Origin of the sequence: Methanoculleus methanifontis, assembly GCF_030464365.1 — an archaeon.
Taxonomy (GTDB): Archaea; Halobacteriota; Methanomicrobia; order Methanomicrobiales; family Methanoculleaceae; genus Methanoculleus; species Methanoculleus methanifontis.
The window spans coordinates 42621-59799 of the sequence record NZ_VCYI01000010.1 but is presented as its reverse complement, the minus strand read 5'-3'; the positions used below and the strand labels follow the sequence as shown (position 1 = coordinate 59799).

Sequence of the window (17179 nt, the reverse complement as noted above, 5' to 3'; positions counted from 1 at the left end):
AAAAACCGCTTTCGAGAGCGAACAAAAAAGAACATTTTCTATCCAACACACTTTAAATAAAGTCGCAGCGACTCTCATTTATGAGAAAGATTGTCGTAATGCTAGCGTTGCTAGTAGGGTTTCTGTTGATCAGTGGATGTACTCAAAGCGGAGATATTGTCGATACCTCTGCAACAGCCCAGCCGACGGCGTCGCATACCACTGCAGCCCCGCAACAATCGTCTTCGAATGCATCAGCATCATCAAGCACGCCAAAGTATCAACCAGGTGATATTATCGACAGCGATCCGACATACAGTGATCCAAACTGGCTAGTTATCTCATATGACCCAGAAACGGATGAGTATGAAACGGCTGTTATTTTTAAGTACGAAGACGGAACATGGGGATATCTACTAGATGAAGATACCGACCAGGACGCGAGAGACTTTATCGAAGGGTTTTATCCTGCGCGTATTGCTCATGTCGAACTTTCTGATGTGAAAATTGAGCATCCGGTTGAGAGCAAATCAAAATAAGGATACCGGCCTCCGACAAAAGGAAGAGGCAACCATATTTTTATCACCACCCATCCAGGTTCGGGTTCGCGATCTGGATCGCCTTCACGTCACCCGGCATCGCTCCGGTTCGTGCGCCGGGAGGATCTCAGCCGGCGCGAATGATTATCCGGGAGCGGCGCCGACCCACTGATCAGTGACTGCCCATCCATGCGCCTGGGACGAGGACTACCGGAGGCGAGGAAACCTCTGGGGCGGAGCCCCGGCGCCGCTCCCGGACCTCCCCGAAAGCGCAGCCGTTCTTGAGGTCGGCTGCGGAAACGGCAAGACCCTCCAAGCCCTCGCCAGGCGTTCACCGCATGTGACCGCGGTCGACATCTCTCCCGAGGCCGTCGCCCTCGCCCGGCGCCGCCCGGCGACGGCGGAGATCGGGCTTGCCGTCGCCGACGCCCGGCACCTGCCGTTTCGAGATGAAGCGTTCGACGCGGTCTTCCTGGTCCACGTCACCGGCCACCTCCCGGAGTTGGGCAGGAAGGCCGTAGCCGCCGAAGCCGTCCGGGTGCTCAGGCCCGGCGGAACGCTCTTCTTCCGGAGTTTCTCCGTCGAAGATATGCGCGCCGGGAAGGGAACGGAGACGGAGCCGTGGACGTTCCGGCGGGGCGACGGGATCATCACCCACTACTTCACCGAGACCGAGACGGCGGAACTCTTCGCGCCGCTCGCGGCGGTCTCGGTCCGGACGCACCGCTGGCGGATGCGGGTCAGGGGGGAGGACCTCCCCCGGGCCGAGGTGGAGGGGGTGTTTCGGATGCGACGGGCTGAAGGGCCGGAGTTTGAGAAAACTGAAGGTCTTTGAGGAGCAGAGTTCGAACACCGTTAGGTGCGAGGGGTAAGCGGGTCTGTGCGCCCGGGGTGGCTGAATTCTACCCGGCATTTGCACCAATCGTGTCTGCGAATCTTCAGTATAGGTCATAGCGAAATTAGATACGACTTTTCCAAGCGGTCCCCGCAAAGTGGACCGTGGGGATATCGCCATTTGGGGGAGTGCGACTGGCTGAAGGGCAGGAGCACGAGCACCGTTAGGTGCGAGGGGCTGACGGGGAGTGCGATGGTTCGTAGAACCGGAGCTCGACCACCGTCAGGTGGGAAGTGCGAGCGAAGCGAGCTTGAGAAACTCGAAGAGTTTCGAGGGGGAAGCATCCCCCCTCCCCTGTCTCTACCCCCTAAGGCTCTACCTGTGACCCCCACCACCCGCGCTTCGCGCTCCTCACTCGCACCTGACGGTGCTCAAACTCCTTCCCCAAAGGGGAAGTCGTTCCGTCCCAAGGGGGCGGGCAGTGCGTGGCGATATGCGACTGGCCGAAGGGTGCGACGTCCCTCCGGAATGCGACGGGCTGAAGGGTGCGACTGCCGGAACGGCAGGAGCATGAGAAAACGCGAAGCGTTTTCGGGGCCGGAGCATGAGCACCGATCGGTGCGAACGGAGCTGGAGCACCGGTAGGAACGACGTTCCATGGGAATGCGGCGGGCCGGAAGGCCGGAGTTCGAGCACCGGAGGTGCGAGGTGCGGGGGCAGGAGCAGAAGAAGGCCGAAGGTCTTGGACTGGCGGCTGGCCGAAGGGCCGGAACTTGAGGAAAACCGAAAAATTTCGATTCAGGATCTAGCACCCGCGGTGCGCAGGCCACCACGGTCCACTGCACGGGGACAGGCGGGAATAAGCAGATACAGTACTCCCATAACATTACGTTCCCGCGCACAAACACCGCAACACCCGTGGGGCGGCGGCACCGGCGGCACCGGCGGAGGCGCACCACGGTCGGCCAGGCCCCCTCCCCTCCGGGGGCCGGAACCGGAGACAAACATATCTTTTTTACCCCACCGAACCGATCTATAAGTACCTGATTACGGAGGAAGCGAGAATCGCGCCGGTTGAAACGGCTACTCCCGGGCTCTTCCGTGCAGCATGGTCAACCTTTTTTGATAACAGGACAAAATAACAGGAGAGGAAAAGAGGTCATGTGTATTGCAATGCCCGCTGAGGTGCTCGAGATTAAAGAGGGCAACATCGGCGTTGTCGACTTCGGCGACCTGCAACAGGAGGTCAGGCTTGACCTCGTCGACGTGAAAGTCGGGGAGTTCGTGCTCGTCCACGTCGGGTTCGCCATCCAGCGCCTCAGCAGAGAGGAGGGGCTTGAGACCCGCGAGGTCTTCAGGCAGGTTTACGCCGCGATGGAGGAGTAATGCACGAGTACAGCATCGCCTACGATATCTACACGACCGCCCGCCGGGCTGCGATCGAGAACGACGCAAAAGAGGTGAAGTGCATCAGTGTGGACGTCGGCAAGATGGCGATGGTGAATCCCGAACAGGTGGAGTTCCTCTTCAACGTCATCATCGAGGACGACCCGCTCTTTTCGGGAACAGAACTCTCGTGCCGGGACGTCGAGGCGCGCACCCGCTGCTCCTGCGGTTACGAGGGGAACGAGCGTTTCGTCTGCCCCCAGTGCGGGAAACTCCCGGAAATAGTTGCAGGAATGGAGATCGTAGTCACTAACATCGAGATAGAAGTGGACGAAGAATGAAAGTCAACCTCATGCACGGCGCCGGCGGCGAGGTGATGGGCGAACTCCTGCGCGTCATCACCAACCTCAAGCACAACAACGCCGGCGGGATCGGGCTCGAATCGCTGGACGACGGCGCAGTCATCCCACTGAACGGGCAGAACATCGTTTTCACGACCGACAACCATGTAGTCTCGCCGATCTTCTTCCCCGGCGGGGATATCGGGCGCATCGCCGTCTGTGGAACCATCAACGACCTCGCGATGATGGGCGGGCGGCCGATCGCGCTCTCGTGCGGCATGGTCATCCCCGAAGGCTTCGAGGTCGCCGACCTCGAGCGGATCGTCGCGTCGATGGACGCAGCACTCGGGGAGTGCGGGGCAAACCTCGTCACGGGCGACACCAAGGTGCTCGAGCGGAGCGCGCTTGATGCCCTCGTCATCAACACCGCCGGGATCGGCGTCGCCGAGCGGGTGGTACAGGACAACGGCCTGGAGGTCGGCGATAAAATCCTCGTCAGCGGCACCATCGGCGACCACGGCATCGCCATCATGGCCCACCGCGAAGGGTTCGACTTCGGCGGCCAGATCAAATCCGACGTCGCCCCCCTCTGGCCGCTCGTCGAGAAGGCGCTCGCGGCCGGGGATATCCACGCCATGAAAGACCCGACGCGTGGCGGGTTTGCAAACGCCATCAACGAGATGGCAGGCAAGAGCGGTGTCGCCGTCGTCATCGAGGAGGAAGCCCTCCCCTTCCGGGCGAGTGTCCGGAGCGCCGCCGGCATGCTCGGCCTCGACCCCCTCGAGGTGGCGAACGAGGGCAAAGTGATCATGGGCGTCGCCCCCGAGGAGGCAGAGGCCGTCCTCGCGGCGCTCCGGAGTCATCCCTACGGGCGTGACGCCGCGATCGTCGGCGAGGTCGTCGAAGGCTCGCACGTGGTCATGCGCACCGCCATCGGCGGGGAACGGTTCATCGAACCGCCGGTCGGCGACCCGGTGCCGCGTGTCTGCTAACAGACAACGACACTTTTTTGCATCACCCAGGTTGAGACCCGCGCCTGTCATATACGATAAACGCCGTGAGCAGTCTTATGGAGAGGCATGAACCGATGACGGAGGAGGCGGAGATCGAGGTGCGGTTGGTGAACGTCTGGGACGTGGAGACAATCGCCGACCTCTACCGGGCTGGCGGCTGGTGGAACGAGCGATGGGATCCTGCCGACCTCGCCGCCCTCATCGCGGGAAGTTTCGCCTTCGCCGTCGCCGTCGACCGGACGACCGGCAGATCCGTCGGCATGGGCAGGGTGATCTCGGACGGGGTCTCGGACGGCTACGTCCAGGATCTGGTCGTCCTGCCGCGCTACCGGGGCCGGGGCGTCGGAACGATGATCTTATCTGCGCTGCTCGATTACTGTACGTCTGCAGGTGTCGCCTGGGTCGGCCTCGTCGCCGAACCCGGGACCGAGCCGTTTTACACCGCGCTCGGGTTTCGGAAGATGGAAGGGCACACACCCATGCGGTGGTACCCGGATAGGAGGTGAAACATGCTGAAACTTGCCGACTTCAAGCCCGTGAGTCTGGACGATCGCGACCTTTTCTCCAGGCATTACCGGCAGTTCCCCCAGGTACACAGCGACAACACGTTCGCGAACATGGTCTGCTGGAACCATTATGCGGACTACCGTTACGTGGAGGTCGAAGACTCGATCGTCCTCTCGAGCACCATCGACGGCTTGACGGCGTTCCGCATGCCGATCGGCCCGAGGAACCCGGATCTCCTCGAGGACGTCATCGATCTCGCGCTCCGGGAGGGGGGTGAGATACCATTGCGGGTCCTCGACCCAGCAAACGAGGAGTGGCTCCGGGAGGCCTACCCGGACCTCCCACTGCACGAGAACCGAGACTTCTTCGACTACATCTACCGGACCGAAGACCTCGCCGAACTCGCCGGAAAGGACTACGCCACTATCCGCCGCCAGGTCAACCGGTTCGGCCGGGACTACGCGTATACGATCGAGAAGATCACGGAGGAGAACATCGATGAGGTCTGGGAGTTCCTGGTCGTCTGGTGTGAGTGGCGGGACTGCGACTCCGAACCCATCCTCACCCATGAAAAAGACGCCATCCTCTTTGCCGTGAACAACTTCTTCGATATCGGGCTCGAAGGATGGATCGTCAGGCTCAGCGGCACCATCGGGGCGATATCGGTTGTCGGACAGGTCAACGCCTCGATGGCGGTCGTCCACTTCGAAAAAGCGCTCCCCGAAACCTATCGCAACATCTACAAGGTGATCACAACCGAGACGGCGGCCGGGCTCCGGGACCGCTACCGCTTCGTCAACCGGGAATGCGATATGGGCGTCGCCGGGCTCCGCGAGTCGAAGACGCGCTACCATCCCGCGTACATGGTCGAGGTCCACTCCGCAACACGGCGCGACCTGGAGACGTGCTGCCGATGAACGCCGATCTCGTACTCCGAAACGTGATGCTCCCGACGGGCCGCCGCGCCGATATCGCCGTCGTCGGCGGCATCGTCCGGCACATCGGCGCGGCGGTGCGTGCCGTCGAGACGATCGATTGCACCGGGTATACCTGCCTTCCGGGTGCGGTCGACATGCACGTCCACATGCGGGGCGGGGTGCAGGCCGAAAAGGAAGACTGGCGGACGGGAACGACGAGCGCGGTCGCCGGGGGGGTGACGGTCGTCGTCGACCAGCCGAACACCGTCCCGCCCATCATCACGCCCGAACTCCTCCGGGCGCGCATCCGCGAGGCGGAGGAGCAAGCGGTATGCGGGTTTGCGGTGAACGCGGGCGTCGTGCCGGAGGCCGATCTTGGCGGGATGTGGGAGTCCGGCGCGATGGCGTTTGGGGAGACCTTCGCCGCTCCATCGAGCTACGGTGATGGACTCGATGCGGAGACGCTCAGAGAGTTGTTTGCCCGCATCCACGCCCTCGGCGGGGTCGTGACCGTCCACGCCGAAGAGGTCTCCGGCCGGGCACCGGCGACGCTCGCCGACCACGACCGCGCCAGATCCGGTGAGGGAGAGGCCCGCGCCGTGCAGAAAGTCACCGGCCTCGCCCCGGCAGGGCTGCGGCTCCACTTCTGCCACCTCAGCACCGCCGCCTCGGTCAGGGCAGCACGCGGCACAGTGGAGGCGACACCGCACCACCTCTTCCTCTCGCGCAAGAACTTCGATCCGGACGACACCAGAGCCCGGGTGAATCCACCCCTCCGCGACGAGAAGACCCGGCACGAACTATGGTCGTGCTGGGACAGGATAGACGTCGTCGCCTCCGATCACGCCCCGCACACGGTTCAAGAAAAAGAGGCGCCCTTCGAGACCGCGCCCTCCGGCATCCCCGGGGTCGAGACGATGGTGCCGCTCCTGATGGCGGCGGTGCAAAATGGGCGGATCACCCTCGCCTCGGTGATCGAGAAGACGTCGTGGGCACCCGCCGCCATCCTCGGCATCCCGCGGGCAGGGTTTGAACCGGGCGACCGGGCGGACTTTGCCCTCTACCCGGACGAGATCACCCGTATCGACGCCTCACACCTCCACGCAAAGTGCGGCTGGTCGCCGTTCGAGGGGCTCGAAGCGGTCTTCCCGGAGGAGGTTATCGTCGGGGGAACGCGAGCCTACGTTCACGGCGATCTCCGGGAAACTTGCGCAGCGTGGTATCCCGGGCAAGGATATTTATCCCGGGAAAATAAATAATACAGGGCCGATAAAGCGCACCTTATAGGTCCCCGGGTGATCATCTGGCGAGACGCCCGGAAATGATCCGCGGGACAACCCAGGTGCGCGACAGGCACGCCCGGCATATGGGTTCGATCGGGTGAGGACCGGCACAAGCCGCCTGTGAACACCGATCGTTAGTGTCGGGCGACATCCCTTCAAGAGGACTATTCTCATGGACACCTACACCGATGCCGTCGCCGAAACCTCGCACGGGGTGACTGTCACGCTCGACGTCACGGCGGGTGCAAAGCGCTCCTCGTTTCCAGCGGGCTACAACGAGTGGCGAAAGAGCATCAAATGCCAGATCGCAGCTCCCGCTGTCGGCGGGAAAGCAAACCGCGCTATCACCGACCTTCTCGCGGAGACGTTCCATGTCCCCCGCGCCGATGTGACCATCATCGCCGGAAACACTTCTTCCTCAAAAACCGTAGCAATCGCCGGCATATCAAAATCTCATGCCCTCACATGCCTGAACGCCGCCGCTGCCTGATCCGGCGCGGACGGAAGATGCAGGACACAAGGCAGAACGACACCCGGCGTGAAAGGGCGCTACAGTACAGTTTATCAAAATGTAGGCGCCTGAGAGCATATTTTTAGGCCTATCCGTTTAAAAACATTGCGCTCAGGCCGCCATCTGATTTAAGTAATTTCACCCTAGATATATGATTAACCCGTACGTCCGCGCAGAACCAGACCCGTGTGGGGTGCGGCAATCAGACTTACACATACCAAAGGGGGCAAAACTCCATGTACTCACCGGATACCACAAAGTATCTCATTCATCTTATCCTGCAGATCGAGGGAGTGGTCGACAAGCCCGACGTAGTGGGCGCCATCTTCGGCCAGACCGAGGGGCTGCTCGGCGAAGACCTCGACCTGCGTGATCTACAGAGAACCGGCCGCGTCGGCCGGATCGATGTTCAGATCACCACGAAACGCGGAGAGACAAAAGGCGGGATACTCATCTCGTCTTCACTCGACCGGGCGGAGACCGCGCTCCTCGCCTCGTCACTCGAGACGATCGACCGGGTCGGCCCGTGCACGGCGCACGTCATGGTCGACCGCATCGAGGACATCCGGGTGACCAAGCGGCGCAAGATCGTCGAGCGCGCAAAAGAACTCCTCCTCGAGGACTTCGACGAGGGATCCATCAACAGCGACGAACTGCTCGACGAGGTCAGGGAAGCCATCAGGATCGAGAAACTCGAGTATCTCGGCGAAGAGAAGGTGCACGCGGGCCCGAATGTCATGGACTCCGACGCCATCATCATCGTTGAAGGAAGGGCCGACATCGTCAACCTGTTGCGCTACGGGATCAAGAACGCTGTTGCGGTCGAAGGAACTCACGTCCCGCGTATCATCATCGACCTCTGCTCGCAGAAGACCGCAACGACCCTCCTCGACGGCGACCGGGGCGGGGAGCTGATCCTCCGCGAGCTCCTTCAGGTCGCCGAGATCGACTTCGTGGCCTACAGTCCGCGAGGAAAGAGTGTCGAGGAGATGAGCCGCAAAGAGATCGTGAAGGCGCTCCGGAACAAAGTGCCTGCGGTGGGGATCATCGACCACTCTCCCACCGAGAAGATCGAGCGGCTGCCCACATACACGCCTCCCGCCGAGGTACAGGTTCCTGCCGGTGCGGGTGATGGTGAACAGCCGCCGCGCCGGGAATGGCGCTCGAAGTCCCCCTCGACCCTCGGGGAACACATGGCCGACGTCCGGGACAAGAAGATTGCGCGGTTCCTCTCACCGGATTACACCGTCCTCCTGGAATCCAACGCAACCGACGTCGAGGGCGCACTCCAGAACCTGAACGGCGACGTCGAGGGGGTTGTCGTCGATCGTGTCATCGACCAGAAACTCCTCGATCAGCTTGGGGGGAAGGATCTCGAGTTCGTGGCTGCCCGGGACTTTAAGGGAATCATAAAGCGTCCGCTCTCCATAAGACTGATAAAGATAGGGTGACGGTTATCCCGGGTGCAAATTTATATATATTCATATCCACCATTTTTATCTCTGGGAGAGAATATGCACAAGGAAGAGTTGATAGCCTTACATGGGATTCTTACTGAGATTAAAGACTTTTTTGAGTTGCAGAACCAGGAACTGAAATTTTCTCAATATTACGCGTTGAAAATAGACCCATCTCAGGTGCATAAGAGCAAGATGGAACATAAGTACGCAATATTCGTGCTCGGCACGGAACTTGCAAACGCCATGAAGGACGTGGAGTTCTCGTCATCCGGCCGGATCTCCGCCCGGATGAAAGAGCTTGCGGAGAAGACCTTAAAAGAGATAGAGTATCTCCAGTAAGAGCGCAAGCGGGTGCAAAACCCCTCTGCTCCCCTCCTCTCCTCAGGCACGCATCTCGCGCTCGCGCTCGATGAGGTATCGAGCGAGCAACTTCGGGATGGGCGCCGCCATGCAGTGCCAGTTCGGCGTCCCATTCACCTCAAGGACCGTATAACCGTCCCGGTCACAAAGGAGATCGACCCCGCAGTAATCGGTCCCGATCGCCGCCGCAGCAGCCTCGGCGACGGCGCGCATCCCCTCGTCGATCGGAACCGGCATCCCGGTTCCGCCCTGATGGATGTTGTGCATCAGGGTATCGGAGACCCGGGCTATTGCACCAACGGCCTCGCCGCCGAGGACGAAGACGCGGAAATCCCGGTCGTTCTTCACGTATTCCTGCAGGTACCATGGGCCCGGCCCGAGTTCCCCGGGCTCCGTCACGAGCCGGATACCGTTTCCGTCATACCCGTAGAGCGGTTTATAGACAACGTTTCCGTGCCGCAGGAGAAATTCCCGCGCCTGCTCCTCCGACTGCATGTAAGCCGTATCCGGCGTTTTCACTCCATTTGCGAGGAGGAGTGCCGTCGTCATCACCTTGGATGCGCAGGCAACGATGCTCTCGGGTGTGTTAATCACCCGGTTATGGAGCGAGAGTACGTTCAAGGTCTCGAACTGGTGCCCGTCCTGCCGGATACCGCAGACCCATATGAGTTCGTTCTCAAGCCCGGAATCAAGGGGATCGACTGCACCGATATCGAGAACCCTATATCGGGCATCGGCTCTCTCCAGTTCCCGCATAACAGCGCCGGTTGAGTTGTCGTCCGGCGTATCGGTCGGTTTAGGTACGATATGGATCATGCGCCTCACATCCCGCTCCCGGAACGGCAGTTCACGGTCAGGGGTTTTCAGTACCATTTTGTACCTTGCCGGATATAACCGGTAGGTACCATGCAGAAGAACCGGGTCTGTATCATCGGGTGCGGAAACCCATTCATGGGAAACGACGGGGCGGGGATCTCGGTGATGCACCTCTTTGACGGGAGATTTCCCGGGGTGGATGCAATCGACGGCGGCACCGGCGGGTTTGGTCTGATCCCGCTGATGGAAGGCTACGAGAAGGTGGTGATCATCGATGCGATGGTGGGTATCGGCGACCGCATCGGAGAAGTCCTTACGTTTGAGGTCCCGCCATCGTGGGACCTTCCGGCATACACGCTCCACGACATCGGGATCGGTGAGGTGGTGACGATTGCCCGGGAACTCGGATACGCCGGCGAGATCGTGACCGTCGGGATTGAAGTGGGCGACATCCAGGAGTTCAGCAAAGATATCGACCCGGAAGTTGAAGAGGGGATCCGGGTTGCCGAGCAGGAGATCCTTACCATTCTCCGGGAGTGGACCGGGGGTTAGGGGTAAGATCTTAGATAGCCGTTATCACACCGTCCGAATTATTGCGCACCGGGTAACCATATGGAGCGTTATAAATAACAAGGTTTATCTCATACCACTTAACTAAAGTTGTCTGAATGCAACTGCCACGCGGTCGGTTCCATCGTCTAATCAAGTCCACGACACCCCGTGCCCTGGTAGATGAGATTACCTCAGAACAGTTCACCGGGATCTGCACGATTGTCCCTGGCAGCGAGAGTGCCACTCTGGTGCTGAACGAGGGTCGGGTTGTGCTTGCCGAATATGGGGGCATAAAAGGGCAGCACGCACTGGACGCGGCGTTGGAGGGCGAAGAGAACGAGGTGGCAGCAGAACTGAACCTTCTGACGCCCGAGCAGGTACAGCTTGCTCTGGAGTTCAATCGCCCGTTCGCGATCGGAGAGCCCGAAAAACCGGGCAGGCTTTCGGCAGGAAGAGGTGCTCCGGGAGGAGCAACGCCGTCCACAGCACCGAAGGGTGCCGGTGCGGCCTCTTCATCCAGGCGTCATCCAGAATCGACCGCAGAGATGCATCATATTCCCATGCCGGGAGTGAAGCCCGCGGAGAAGGCGGCCGAGGCGTCTCAATCAGGAGGTGACGAGCTCGATACACTCGTCCAGAACATGGAAGAGATGGACGTCGAGCAACTGGTCAGCAGTTTCAAGGTAAACTGCAAAGACATGCTCAAGAAGATTCACCTCGACCACCTCATCCAGGACAAAGAGACCTAACCTTCAGGAGCTGGTAACAGAATGGATTCAACAGGCACGATCCAGTTTTTCCTCATCCTCCTCACACTTATAACGGTAGCCGGTTTTGCCGGTATTGCGTACTACCTTGCGGAGATCTCCCGGGTCATCAAAAGACTGGATTCTCCACAGGCCTCAGTAACGCCTGAGGCTTCCTCGGGCCCGGATCTCGCCGTGCCTGTGTCCACGCCTCCTCCCAGGCCAATCGATCCCGGGAACACGGGAAGCCTTGAGGAAACGCTCGGTGCAATCAGCGAAAAATACAGCCTTGCATCCCTGACGGTGGCGGCCGCAGACGGCCTTCTGATCGGCTCGACAAAGCCCGGCAGCGAGGACGAGGCCGCACGGTACAGCCACCTCTACTCGCAGGGAAGGCTGCACGACGAGGAAGGAGTGGAACTCCTTGGTGTCCCCTACCGTGGGGAGACGGTGGTCGGCATCGCCCACTCTTCGGAGCATCTCTCTGACGAACAGATGAACGCACTCGAACAGGATATCCGGGAAACCCTGCAACACTGGGTGTAAGACCGCAAGGATCAAAACAGCGAGTGATTACATGGTAAAAGTATACACAATTGCGTCCGGTAAGGGCGGTACCGGTAAAACAACGGTCACAGCAAACCTGGGCCCGATGCTCGCCCAATTCGGAAAGAAGACATGCATTCTGGATGCCGACGTCGGAATGGCGAATCTCGGACTCATTCTCGGGCTTGAAAACCTGCCGGTGACCCTGCACGAGGTGCTGGCAGGCAAAGCACGCATCCGGGACGCCATCTACGACGGGCCGTTCGGCGTGAAAGTCGTCCCGTGCGGCCTCTCTTTGCAGGGCTTCCAGCAATCGAACCCCGACCGGCTCAAGGACATCATGACCGACCTTGTGAGCGAGTTCGATGTCCTGATCCTGGACGCTCCTGCAGGGATCAGCAGGGACGGCGTCATCCCGCTGACAATTGCCGACGGGGTGATTCTCGTCGTAAACCCCGAGATCTCCTCGATTGTCGACGGCTTAAAGACAAAGATCCTGACCGAGACCGTCGGCGGCCACATCGAAGGAGCGATCATCAACCGGGTCACGGCCACCGGGAACGATTTCAACACCGCACAGATGGAGAAACTCCTCGGGGTCCGGGTGCTCGGGGTCATACCGGAAGACCCGAACATCCGGCGCGCATCTGCAGGGAAGTCGCCGATCGTGGTGAAGTACCCGGCGTCCAGTGCATCCCGTGCCTTCAAGCGCCTTTCCGCCGACGTGGCCGGGATCGAATACACTGAGGAAGAGACGCAGCCTTCCCGGGAAGGCTTTGTCAACCGGCTCGCCCGTGCCCTCTTCCGGGCAAAAGCGTGATCGTTGGGGCCCGCAGGACCTATCACACGCATTAACGCCTTTTTTCATCCGATCTTCGCACAGCAACGGGGAGTGAGCCGCGCAACCGCAAGGGAGCATTCACTAATATCGGTTCCGACTGCGCGAGGCGTCGGGAAAAGACCTTTCGTAGCGGCCACCACCGCCAGCACGGCAGTACAGCTATTTTCTGAACGAACTACAAATCACCCTGTACAGCCAGAAAATAGAATGAAACTGCACAAAATCCGAAATATTCTTTTACCTGATGAACTCTCTAAGCGGACAAAATATATACTTTTAATAGCAGGAAGTGTTAATCACCTTCTGAGGCTCGCAATGGAGATACATGTGGATACGGATGCGTGCGTCGGGTGCGGTCTCTGCGTCAAGGACTGCCCAATGCACGTGTACGAACTCCAGAACAACGTGAGTGTCGCGGTCAGGCCGAACAATTGCATGGGATGCCTTTCCTGCCACGAGATCTGCCCGGCCCAGGCACTCGAGCACCGGGGCATCTACGCTGCCCGGAGACACTACATCGACATCAAAGTCTGTGAAATGCTTCGGAAGGTGGTCTGATGAGCGCTGGATACATCGATGAGATGCACGAGGCCTTTCACTCCGATCTCGTCTATCGTTCCGAGGATATTCCCCTCGAATGTTCGCCCAGGCCAAAGGAGATGGAACAGACGCTCCACGGCGTGATGAAACTCAACGGCCTTGTAATCAGGTCGCTTGAGGAGATCGCAGGCCGCGGGGCAAACGCAGTCACCTACCGTGCCGGCAAGAAGTTCGGTCACGAGGTTGCCAAGTACTTCCAGAAACGTGAGGACGTGGAAGGGGCGCTCCACGAACTCTCCGACCTGCTTCGGGGCCAGTACTCGTTTGAGGTCTGGAAACCTGAGGACAAGGAGACGTTCATCATCGAGGAGAACGGCGAGACGTTCATCTACCTCGTCTTCCACGACTGCATCGTCCGCCAGACGCTCCGACGCAACGGTCTTGAGCAGGGCGGCCCGCTCTGTCAGACGCTCTTCGGCTACGTTGTCGGCGCGATCGAGGAGATCACCGGCAGGAAAGCCAAACTGGAGATCGTTCACACCGGCCCGAACGCCTGCCTGAAGAAACTGATCCTAAAATGAGGCAAGGACGATGAAGATCGCTATTGAAGAACTGGCAGGGTGTTCGGGATGCACGATCGCAGTGCTAGATCTCCATGAAATGCTCCTTGACGTCATCGCGGAAGCGGACATCGTCTACTCCCCCGTGATCATGGACGTCAAGGAACCTCCCGAGGATATCGATATCGCATTCGTGACCGGAGCCGTCCGAAATGAAGAGAACCGCGAACGCCTCGAAAAGATCCGGAAACGGTCAAAGACGCTTGTCGCACTAGGAACCTGCGCCTGCTACGGGGGAGTATCGGGTCTCTCGATGCTGAGCTCGAACGAAGACCTCTTCTCCTGCGTCTACCGGGAGGTTGAAACGACGAAGCCCGACGGGGTTATCCCAACAGACGTGCCGCCGTTCCTCTACCGGGCGTTCGCGGTGGGCGACCTCGTGAAGATCGATTACTACATCGTGGGCTGCCCGCCAAAAGAGGCGTTCTTGAAACAGATCATCCCGGCAATGGTCGCGGGAGACACCCTCGAACTCTCGCGCAAGTCCGTCTGTTCGGAATGCGACAGAATCATGGGGCCGGTCGAGAACTGGACGCTCAAGCGCCGGCACGAGGGTGTTCCCGACCGCGAGCACTGCCTGCTCGGGCAGGGCTACCTCTGTCTCGGGAGCGTCACCTTCGGGAGATGCGGGGCGTCGTGCCCCAAAAACAACATCCCGTGCCACGGGTGCAACGGCCCCTCGCTTGACATCCTTCGCGAACCCTGTCGGGACATCTACGGCATGATGGCGCGGAGAATTTCGGATCTCACCGGTAAGCCGCAGAAAGAAGTGGAGAAGGAACTCTACGACGTCGCACACACGATGTACGCCTTCACCATCGGGAGCCTGATCATGGAGGACAAGGAGAACTCAAAGATCCGGGATCTGGTAAAGGAGAGGAGCAGATGAAAGAGATCACAATCAGCCCGGTGACCCGGATCGAGGGTCATGCAGGCGTCAGGATCTACCTCAACGACCAGGGGCAGGTCGACTCGGCCCACTTCCAGGTCGTGGAACTGAGGGGGTTCGAGAAGTTCCTTATCGGCGCTTCGATTGAGGAAGCACCCCGTATAACGCCTCGCATCTGCGGGATATGCCCTTCGGCGCACCACCTGGCCGCAGCGAAGGCGACCGACCAGATCTTCGGCGTCGAACCGCCTGCAACCGGGAAGAAACTCCGGGAGCTCTTGAGCATCGGGCAGTTCATCCACTCTCACGCCCTCCACTTCTTCATGCTCGCGGCTCCGGACTTCATCCTGGGCCACGATGCACCGGTGGAGAGCAGGAACGTCATCGGGCTTGCCCGCCACTCGCCGGATCTCGCGAAAAAGGCGATCGCGGTCAGGAAGTTCGGTCAGCGCCTGACGGAAGCGGTCGGCGGCAAACCCATCCACCCGTCAAACGCGCTGCCCGGCGGGATGTCGACGCCGCTCACGGAAGGGAAGAAAGCAGAACTCACCACTATGGCAAATGAGGTGCTCGGGATCGCGCGTGAAGGGTGGGATCTCGCCCGCGGCCTCCTCGACGGCGTCGATACGGATTTCGGGGCCGTAACCACCGGGTTCCTAGGCATGGCCAACAACGGGGTCTACTCGACCTATGAGGGGCCTGCGATGATGCTCGGCCCGGACGGAGGCCAGATCGGTTCGTTCTCGGGCCAAGACTACACGAACTTCATCGAGGAGTACTCGGAGGACTGGTCGTACCTGAAGTTCGCCCGGTTCAAAGGCGGCGATTACTACCGGGTCGGGCCGCTCGCCCGGCTCAACATCGTGCAGAAGATGGGCACAGAGCACGCGGACGCTGCTCTCGCGGAGTACCGCGAGCGGTTCGGCACCGTCACCCAGGCCACGCTCGCATACAATCTGGCACGTTACATCGAGTTCCTCGCCTCGTGCGAGCAGGCCGTCCAGTTGCTCTCCGACCCGGGCATCACCGGCTCAGACATCCGGACGCCTGTGGGAGCAGTCGTGAACCGCCGGGGTATCGGGCTCATCGAGGCACCCCGGGGAACCCTGATCCACGATTATACCGTCGATGAAAACGGCGTCATCGAGCGGTGCAACCTGATCGTGGCAACCTGCCAGAACAACTACGGGATGGACCGCGGCGTGGAGGATATGGCACGCCGTGTGGTGGAGAACGGAGCGTTGACCGACGGGGCAGCAAACCGCATTGAGATGATCATCAGGGCGTACGACCCCTGTATCTCGTGCGCAACGCACGCAATCGGGAGGATGCCCCTCAAGATCGAGTGCATTCGAAGAACATAGGAGAGAGAGAAAACATGTTAAGACAGATCCTGGGAGAATTCCTGAAACTTGACGGAGTTACCGCCGCAGTCGTGGCGGGACGGGACGGCTTTGTGATCGAGAGCGTCGTTGCCGGGGACGTGGACGTCGAGGCCCTGGGCGCCATGGCATCGACAGGCATGGGTACGTCTGAAGCCATGAGCGACGAACTCGGAAAGGGCGAGATGAACCAGATGCTCATCGAACTGGAGAACGGCCCTATCTTGCTCTCCCCGCTCTCGGAGGACGAGCTGATCGCCATTGTGGCGAACGCGAACGTTAATGTCGGGAGAATCCGCTACGAACTGAAGAAGAACAGGGATCGGATAACTGCTGCTCTGTGAGACGATGCTACCCGACGGCATCTCACTTGGACGACTGCAGGGGCCTCTCTCGGCCCTTGCTTCAATCAGCCCTCAGTTCACCGGAGCGGTGCGCGTCAGCGAGACCGGAGGAACCGGTTTTGTCCTGGTTCAGAGCGGGAAGCCCTATGCAGCCGCGTTCGAGAACAGCAGCAACGGTTTGCTGCTCAGTGGGGACGAAGCGTACAGATACCTGCTTGACCGGCCGTCGCTTGAATCCGAACTCATCGCCTACACCGTTGAGGAGACCGAGGCTGCCCGGGAGGCTTCCCGTGAAGCCGGATGCCTGATCAGCGAGGAGGGTGCAAAACCTTCTTCCCGGATAGGATCCGCGGAGACAGCCGGCCTCGACCAGATCGCACGGCAGCCGGGCGTCGTTGCAGTCTCGGTCTTCCACGAGGGATTTGCCCTTCAGTCGCTCGGATCCGGGGACTTCGAGCAGGTGGCCGCGGTCGCCGAAGACCTGCTCCGTGCCGGCACCCGCATCACCGGCGACATGGAGATGGGCGATCTCTCCCAGATAATCCTCGAGACACCGGCAGGGAAGCTCATCATCGCACCCTACGGCGACCTCTCCCTCTGCATCCTCGCAAAGCCGGATGCCAACCTCGGCCTGATCCGGCTCTCGATACGGGGAATGCGGGACAACCCCGAGTAAGAGAAAGGCGGTTCCGGCACCTCCACTCTCTCCCGGTGAACTCCATCAACAGTATACACGAGCCTATTTTCGGGAAATCCCGCGCACGTCCCATCC

22 protein-coding genes are annotated in these 17179 nt (G+C 60.2%); 21 read left to right on the top strand and 1 reads right to left on the bottom strand.

Annotated features, from left to right (window positions below):
* Positions 1-80 precede the first annotated feature (80 nt).
* The 11 genes from FGW20_RS08565 (at position 81) to FGW20_RS08515 (ending at position 9110) form a co-directional block, all read left to right on the top strand.
* Positions 81-518, top strand: coding sequence for a hypothetical protein (locus tag FGW20_RS08565; protein WP_301677664.1), 438 nt, complete (start codon positions 81-83; stop codon positions 516-518).
* A 175-nt stretch (positions 519-693) separates the two neighbouring features.
* The gene (locus FGW20_RS08560; RefSeq protein ID WP_301677663.1) at positions 694-1353 is read left to right on the top strand and encodes a class I SAM-dependent methyltransferase; all 660 of its coding nucleotides are present in this window, start codon (positions 694-696) and stop codon (positions 1351-1353) included.
* Positions 1354-2514: 1161 nt separating this feature from the next.
* Positions 2515-2739: a HypC/HybG/HupF family hydrogenase formation chaperone gene (locus tag FGW20_RS08555; RefSeq protein ID WP_011843868.1), complete on the top strand. Its 225-nt coding sequence runs from the start codon at positions 2515-2517 to the stop codon at positions 2737-2739.
* Positions 2739-3080, top strand: coding sequence for a hydrogenase maturation nickel metallochaperone HypA/HybF (locus FGW20_RS08550; RefSeq protein WP_301677662.1), 342 nt, complete (start codon positions 2739-2741; stop codon positions 3078-3080). The genes FGW20_RS08555 and FGW20_RS08550 overlap by 1 nt, the downstream gene beginning before the upstream one ends.
* Complete coding sequence (gene hypE / locus FGW20_RS08545; RefSeq protein WP_301677661.1) at positions 3077-4072, top strand: hydrogenase expression/formation protein HypE; 996 nt, start codon at positions 3077-3079, stop codon at positions 4070-4072. The genes FGW20_RS08550 and hypE overlap by 4 nt, the downstream gene beginning before the upstream one ends.
* Positions 4073-4167: 95 nt before the next feature.
* Positions 4168-4599: a GNAT family N-acetyltransferase gene (locus FGW20_RS08540; RefSeq protein ID WP_301677719.1), complete on the top strand. Its 432-nt coding sequence runs from the start codon at positions 4168-4170 to the stop codon at positions 4597-4599.
* Between the two features lie 3 nt (positions 4600-4602).
* Positions 4603-5517 (top strand): DUF2156 domain-containing protein, encoded by a 915-nt coding sequence (locus FGW20_RS08535; protein WP_301677660.1) that lies wholly within the window; start codon positions 4603-4605, stop codon positions 5515-5517.
* Positions 5514-6776, top strand: coding sequence for a dihydroorotase (gene pyrC, locus FGW20_RS08530; RefSeq protein ID WP_301677659.1), 1263 nt, complete (start codon positions 5514-5516; stop codon positions 6774-6776). Before FGW20_RS08535 ends, pyrC begins: the two co-directional genes overlap by 4 nt.
* A 196-nt stretch (positions 6777-6972) precedes the next feature.
* Positions 6973-7290, top strand: a complete 318-nt coding sequence (locus tag FGW20_RS08525) for a DUF167 domain-containing protein (RefSeq protein WP_301677658.1) — start codon at positions 6973-6975, stop codon at positions 7288-7290.
* 257 nt (positions 7291-7547) lie between these two features.
* Positions 7548-8762: a DNA primase DnaG gene (gene dnaG, locus FGW20_RS08520; protein WP_301677657.1), complete on the top strand. Its 1215-nt coding sequence runs from the start codon at positions 7548-7550 to the stop codon at positions 8760-8762.
* 63 nt (positions 8763-8825) lie between these two features.
* The gene (locus tag FGW20_RS08515) at positions 8826-9110 is read left to right on the top strand and encodes a UPF0058 family protein (protein WP_011843860.1); all 285 of its coding nucleotides are present in this window, start codon (positions 8826-8828) and stop codon (positions 9108-9110) included.
* Positions 9111-9152: 42 nt separating this feature from the next.
* Here FGW20_RS08515 and FGW20_RS08510 read toward each other — a convergent pair whose 3' ends face one another.
* On the bottom strand, positions 9153-9947 hold the full coding sequence (locus FGW20_RS08510) for an ATP-grasp domain-containing protein (protein WP_301677718.1): 795 nt from the start codon (positions 9945-9947) through the stop codon (positions 9153-9155).
* A 90-nt stretch (positions 9948-10037) separates the two neighbouring features.
* On the opposite strand from FGW20_RS08510, the gene FGW20_RS08505 reads away from it, so the two are divergent.
* From FGW20_RS08505 to FGW20_RS08460, 10 genes are all read left to right on the top strand, one after another.
* A complete protein-coding gene (locus FGW20_RS08505) occupies positions 10038-10499 on the top strand; it encodes a hydrogenase maturation protease (protein ID WP_301677656.1) in 462 nt (153 codons plus the stop codon).
* Between the two features lie 116 nt (positions 10500-10615).
* A complete protein-coding gene (locus tag FGW20_RS08500; RefSeq protein WP_301677655.1) occupies positions 10616-11248 on the top strand; it encodes a hypothetical protein in 633 nt (210 codons plus the stop codon).
* Positions 11249-11269: 21 nt separating this feature from the next.
* On the top strand, positions 11270-11791 hold the full coding sequence (locus FGW20_RS08495) for a hypothetical protein (protein WP_301677654.1): 522 nt from the start codon (positions 11270-11272) through the stop codon (positions 11789-11791).
* A 31-nt stretch (positions 11792-11822) separates the two neighbouring features.
* Entirely contained in the window at positions 11823-12611 is a 789-nt protein-coding gene (minD, locus tag FGW20_RS08490) for a cell division ATPase MinD (protein ID WP_301677653.1), read from the top strand.
* A 336-nt stretch (positions 12612-12947) separates the two neighbouring features.
* Positions 12948-13190 carry a 4Fe-4S dicluster domain-containing protein gene (locus FGW20_RS08485; protein WP_301677652.1) on the top strand — a complete coding sequence of 81 codons (243 nt, stop codon included), beginning with the start codon at positions 12948-12950 and terminating at the stop codon, positions 13188-13190.
* Positions 13190-13753 (top strand): hydrocarbon binding protein (contains V4R domain), encoded by a 564-nt coding sequence (locus FGW20_RS08480; RefSeq protein WP_301677651.1) that lies wholly within the window; start codon positions 13190-13192, stop codon positions 13751-13753. The genes FGW20_RS08485 and FGW20_RS08480 overlap by 1 nt, the downstream gene beginning before the upstream one ends.
* 10 nt (positions 13754-13763) lie before the next feature.
* Complete coding sequence (locus FGW20_RS08475) at positions 13764-14681, top strand: NADH-quinone oxidoreductase subunit B family protein (protein ID WP_301677650.1); 918 nt, start codon at positions 13764-13766, stop codon at positions 14679-14681.
* Entirely contained in the window at positions 14678-16045 is a 1368-nt protein-coding gene (locus FGW20_RS08470; protein WP_301677649.1) for a Ni/Fe hydrogenase subunit alpha, read from the top strand. The genes FGW20_RS08475 and FGW20_RS08470 overlap by 4 nt, the downstream gene beginning before the upstream one ends.
* Before the next feature lie 14 nt (positions 16046-16059).
* Positions 16060-16407, top strand: a complete 348-nt coding sequence (locus tag FGW20_RS08465; RefSeq protein WP_301677648.1) for a roadblock/LC7 domain-containing protein — start codon at positions 16060-16062, stop codon at positions 16405-16407.
* A 4-nt stretch (positions 16408-16411) separates the two neighbouring features.
* On the top strand, positions 16412-17083 hold the full coding sequence (locus tag FGW20_RS08460) for a roadblock/LC7 domain-containing protein (protein ID WP_301677647.1): 672 nt from the start codon (positions 16412-16414) through the stop codon (positions 17081-17083).
* Positions 17084-17179: the final 96 nt, after the last annotated feature.

Coding starts and splice junctions, on each gene's coding strand:
- FGW20_RS08565 (WP_301677664.1), top strand. CDS start 81: ATGAGAAAGATTGTCGTAATGCTAGCGTTGCTAGTAGGGTTTCTGTTG.
- FGW20_RS08555 (WP_011843868.1), top strand. CDS start 2,515: ATGTGTATTGCAATGCCCGCTGAGGTGCTCGAGATTAAAGAGGGCAAC.
- FGW20_RS08550 (WP_301677662.1), top strand. CDS start 2,739: ATGCACGAGTACAGCATCGCCTACGATATCTACACGACCGCCCGCCGG.
- hypE (WP_301677661.1), top strand. CDS start 3,077: ATGAAAGTCAACCTCATGCACGGCGCCGGCGGCGAGGTGATGGGCGAA.
- FGW20_RS08540 (WP_301677719.1), top strand. CDS start 4,168: ATGACGGAGGAGGCGGAGATCGAGGTGCGGTTGGTGAACGTCTGGGAC.
- FGW20_RS08535 (WP_301677660.1), top strand. CDS start 4,603: ATGCTGAAACTTGCCGACTTCAAGCCCGTGAGTCTGGACGATCGCGAC.
- pyrC (WP_301677659.1), top strand. CDS start 5,514: ATGAACGCCGATCTCGTACTCCGAAACGTGATGCTCCCGACGGGCCGC.
- FGW20_RS08525 (WP_301677658.1), top strand. CDS start 6,973: ATGGACACCTACACCGATGCCGTCGCCGAAACCTCGCACGGGGTGACT.
- dnaG (WP_301677657.1), top strand. CDS start 7,548: ATGTACTCACCGGATACCACAAAGTATCTCATTCATCTTATCCTGCAG.
- FGW20_RS08515 (WP_011843860.1), top strand. CDS start 8,826: ATGCACAAGGAAGAGTTGATAGCCTTACATGGGATTCTTACTGAGATT.
- FGW20_RS08510 (WP_301677718.1), bottom strand. CDS start 9,947: ATGATCCATATCGTACCTAAACCGACCGATACGCCGGACGACAACTCA.
- FGW20_RS08505 (WP_301677656.1), top strand. CDS start 10,038: ATGCAGAAGAACCGGGTCTGTATCATCGGGTGCGGAAACCCATTCATG.
- FGW20_RS08500 (WP_301677655.1), top strand. CDS start 10,616: ATGCAACTGCCACGCGGTCGGTTCCATCGTCTAATCAAGTCCACGACA.
- FGW20_RS08495 (WP_301677654.1), top strand. CDS start 11,270: ATGGATTCAACAGGCACGATCCAGTTTTTCCTCATCCTCCTCACACTT.
- minD (WP_301677653.1), top strand. CDS start 11,823: ATGGTAAAAGTATACACAATTGCGTCCGGTAAGGGCGGTACCGGTAAA.
- FGW20_RS08485 (WP_301677652.1), top strand. CDS start 12,948: ATGGAGATACATGTGGATACGGATGCGTGCGTCGGGTGCGGTCTCTGC.
- FGW20_RS08480 (WP_301677651.1), top strand. CDS start 13,190: ATGAGCGCTGGATACATCGATGAGATGCACGAGGCCTTTCACTCCGAT.
- FGW20_RS08475 (WP_301677650.1), top strand. CDS start 13,764: ATGAAGATCGCTATTGAAGAACTGGCAGGGTGTTCGGGATGCACGATC.
- FGW20_RS08470 (WP_301677649.1), top strand. CDS start 14,678: ATGAAAGAGATCACAATCAGCCCGGTGACCCGGATCGAGGGTCATGCA.
- FGW20_RS08465 (WP_301677648.1), top strand. CDS start 16,060: ATGTTAAGACAGATCCTGGGAGAATTCCTGAAACTTGACGGAGTTACC.
- FGW20_RS08460 (WP_301677647.1), top strand. CDS start 16,412: ATGCTACCCGACGGCATCTCACTTGGACGACTGCAGGGGCCTCTCTCG.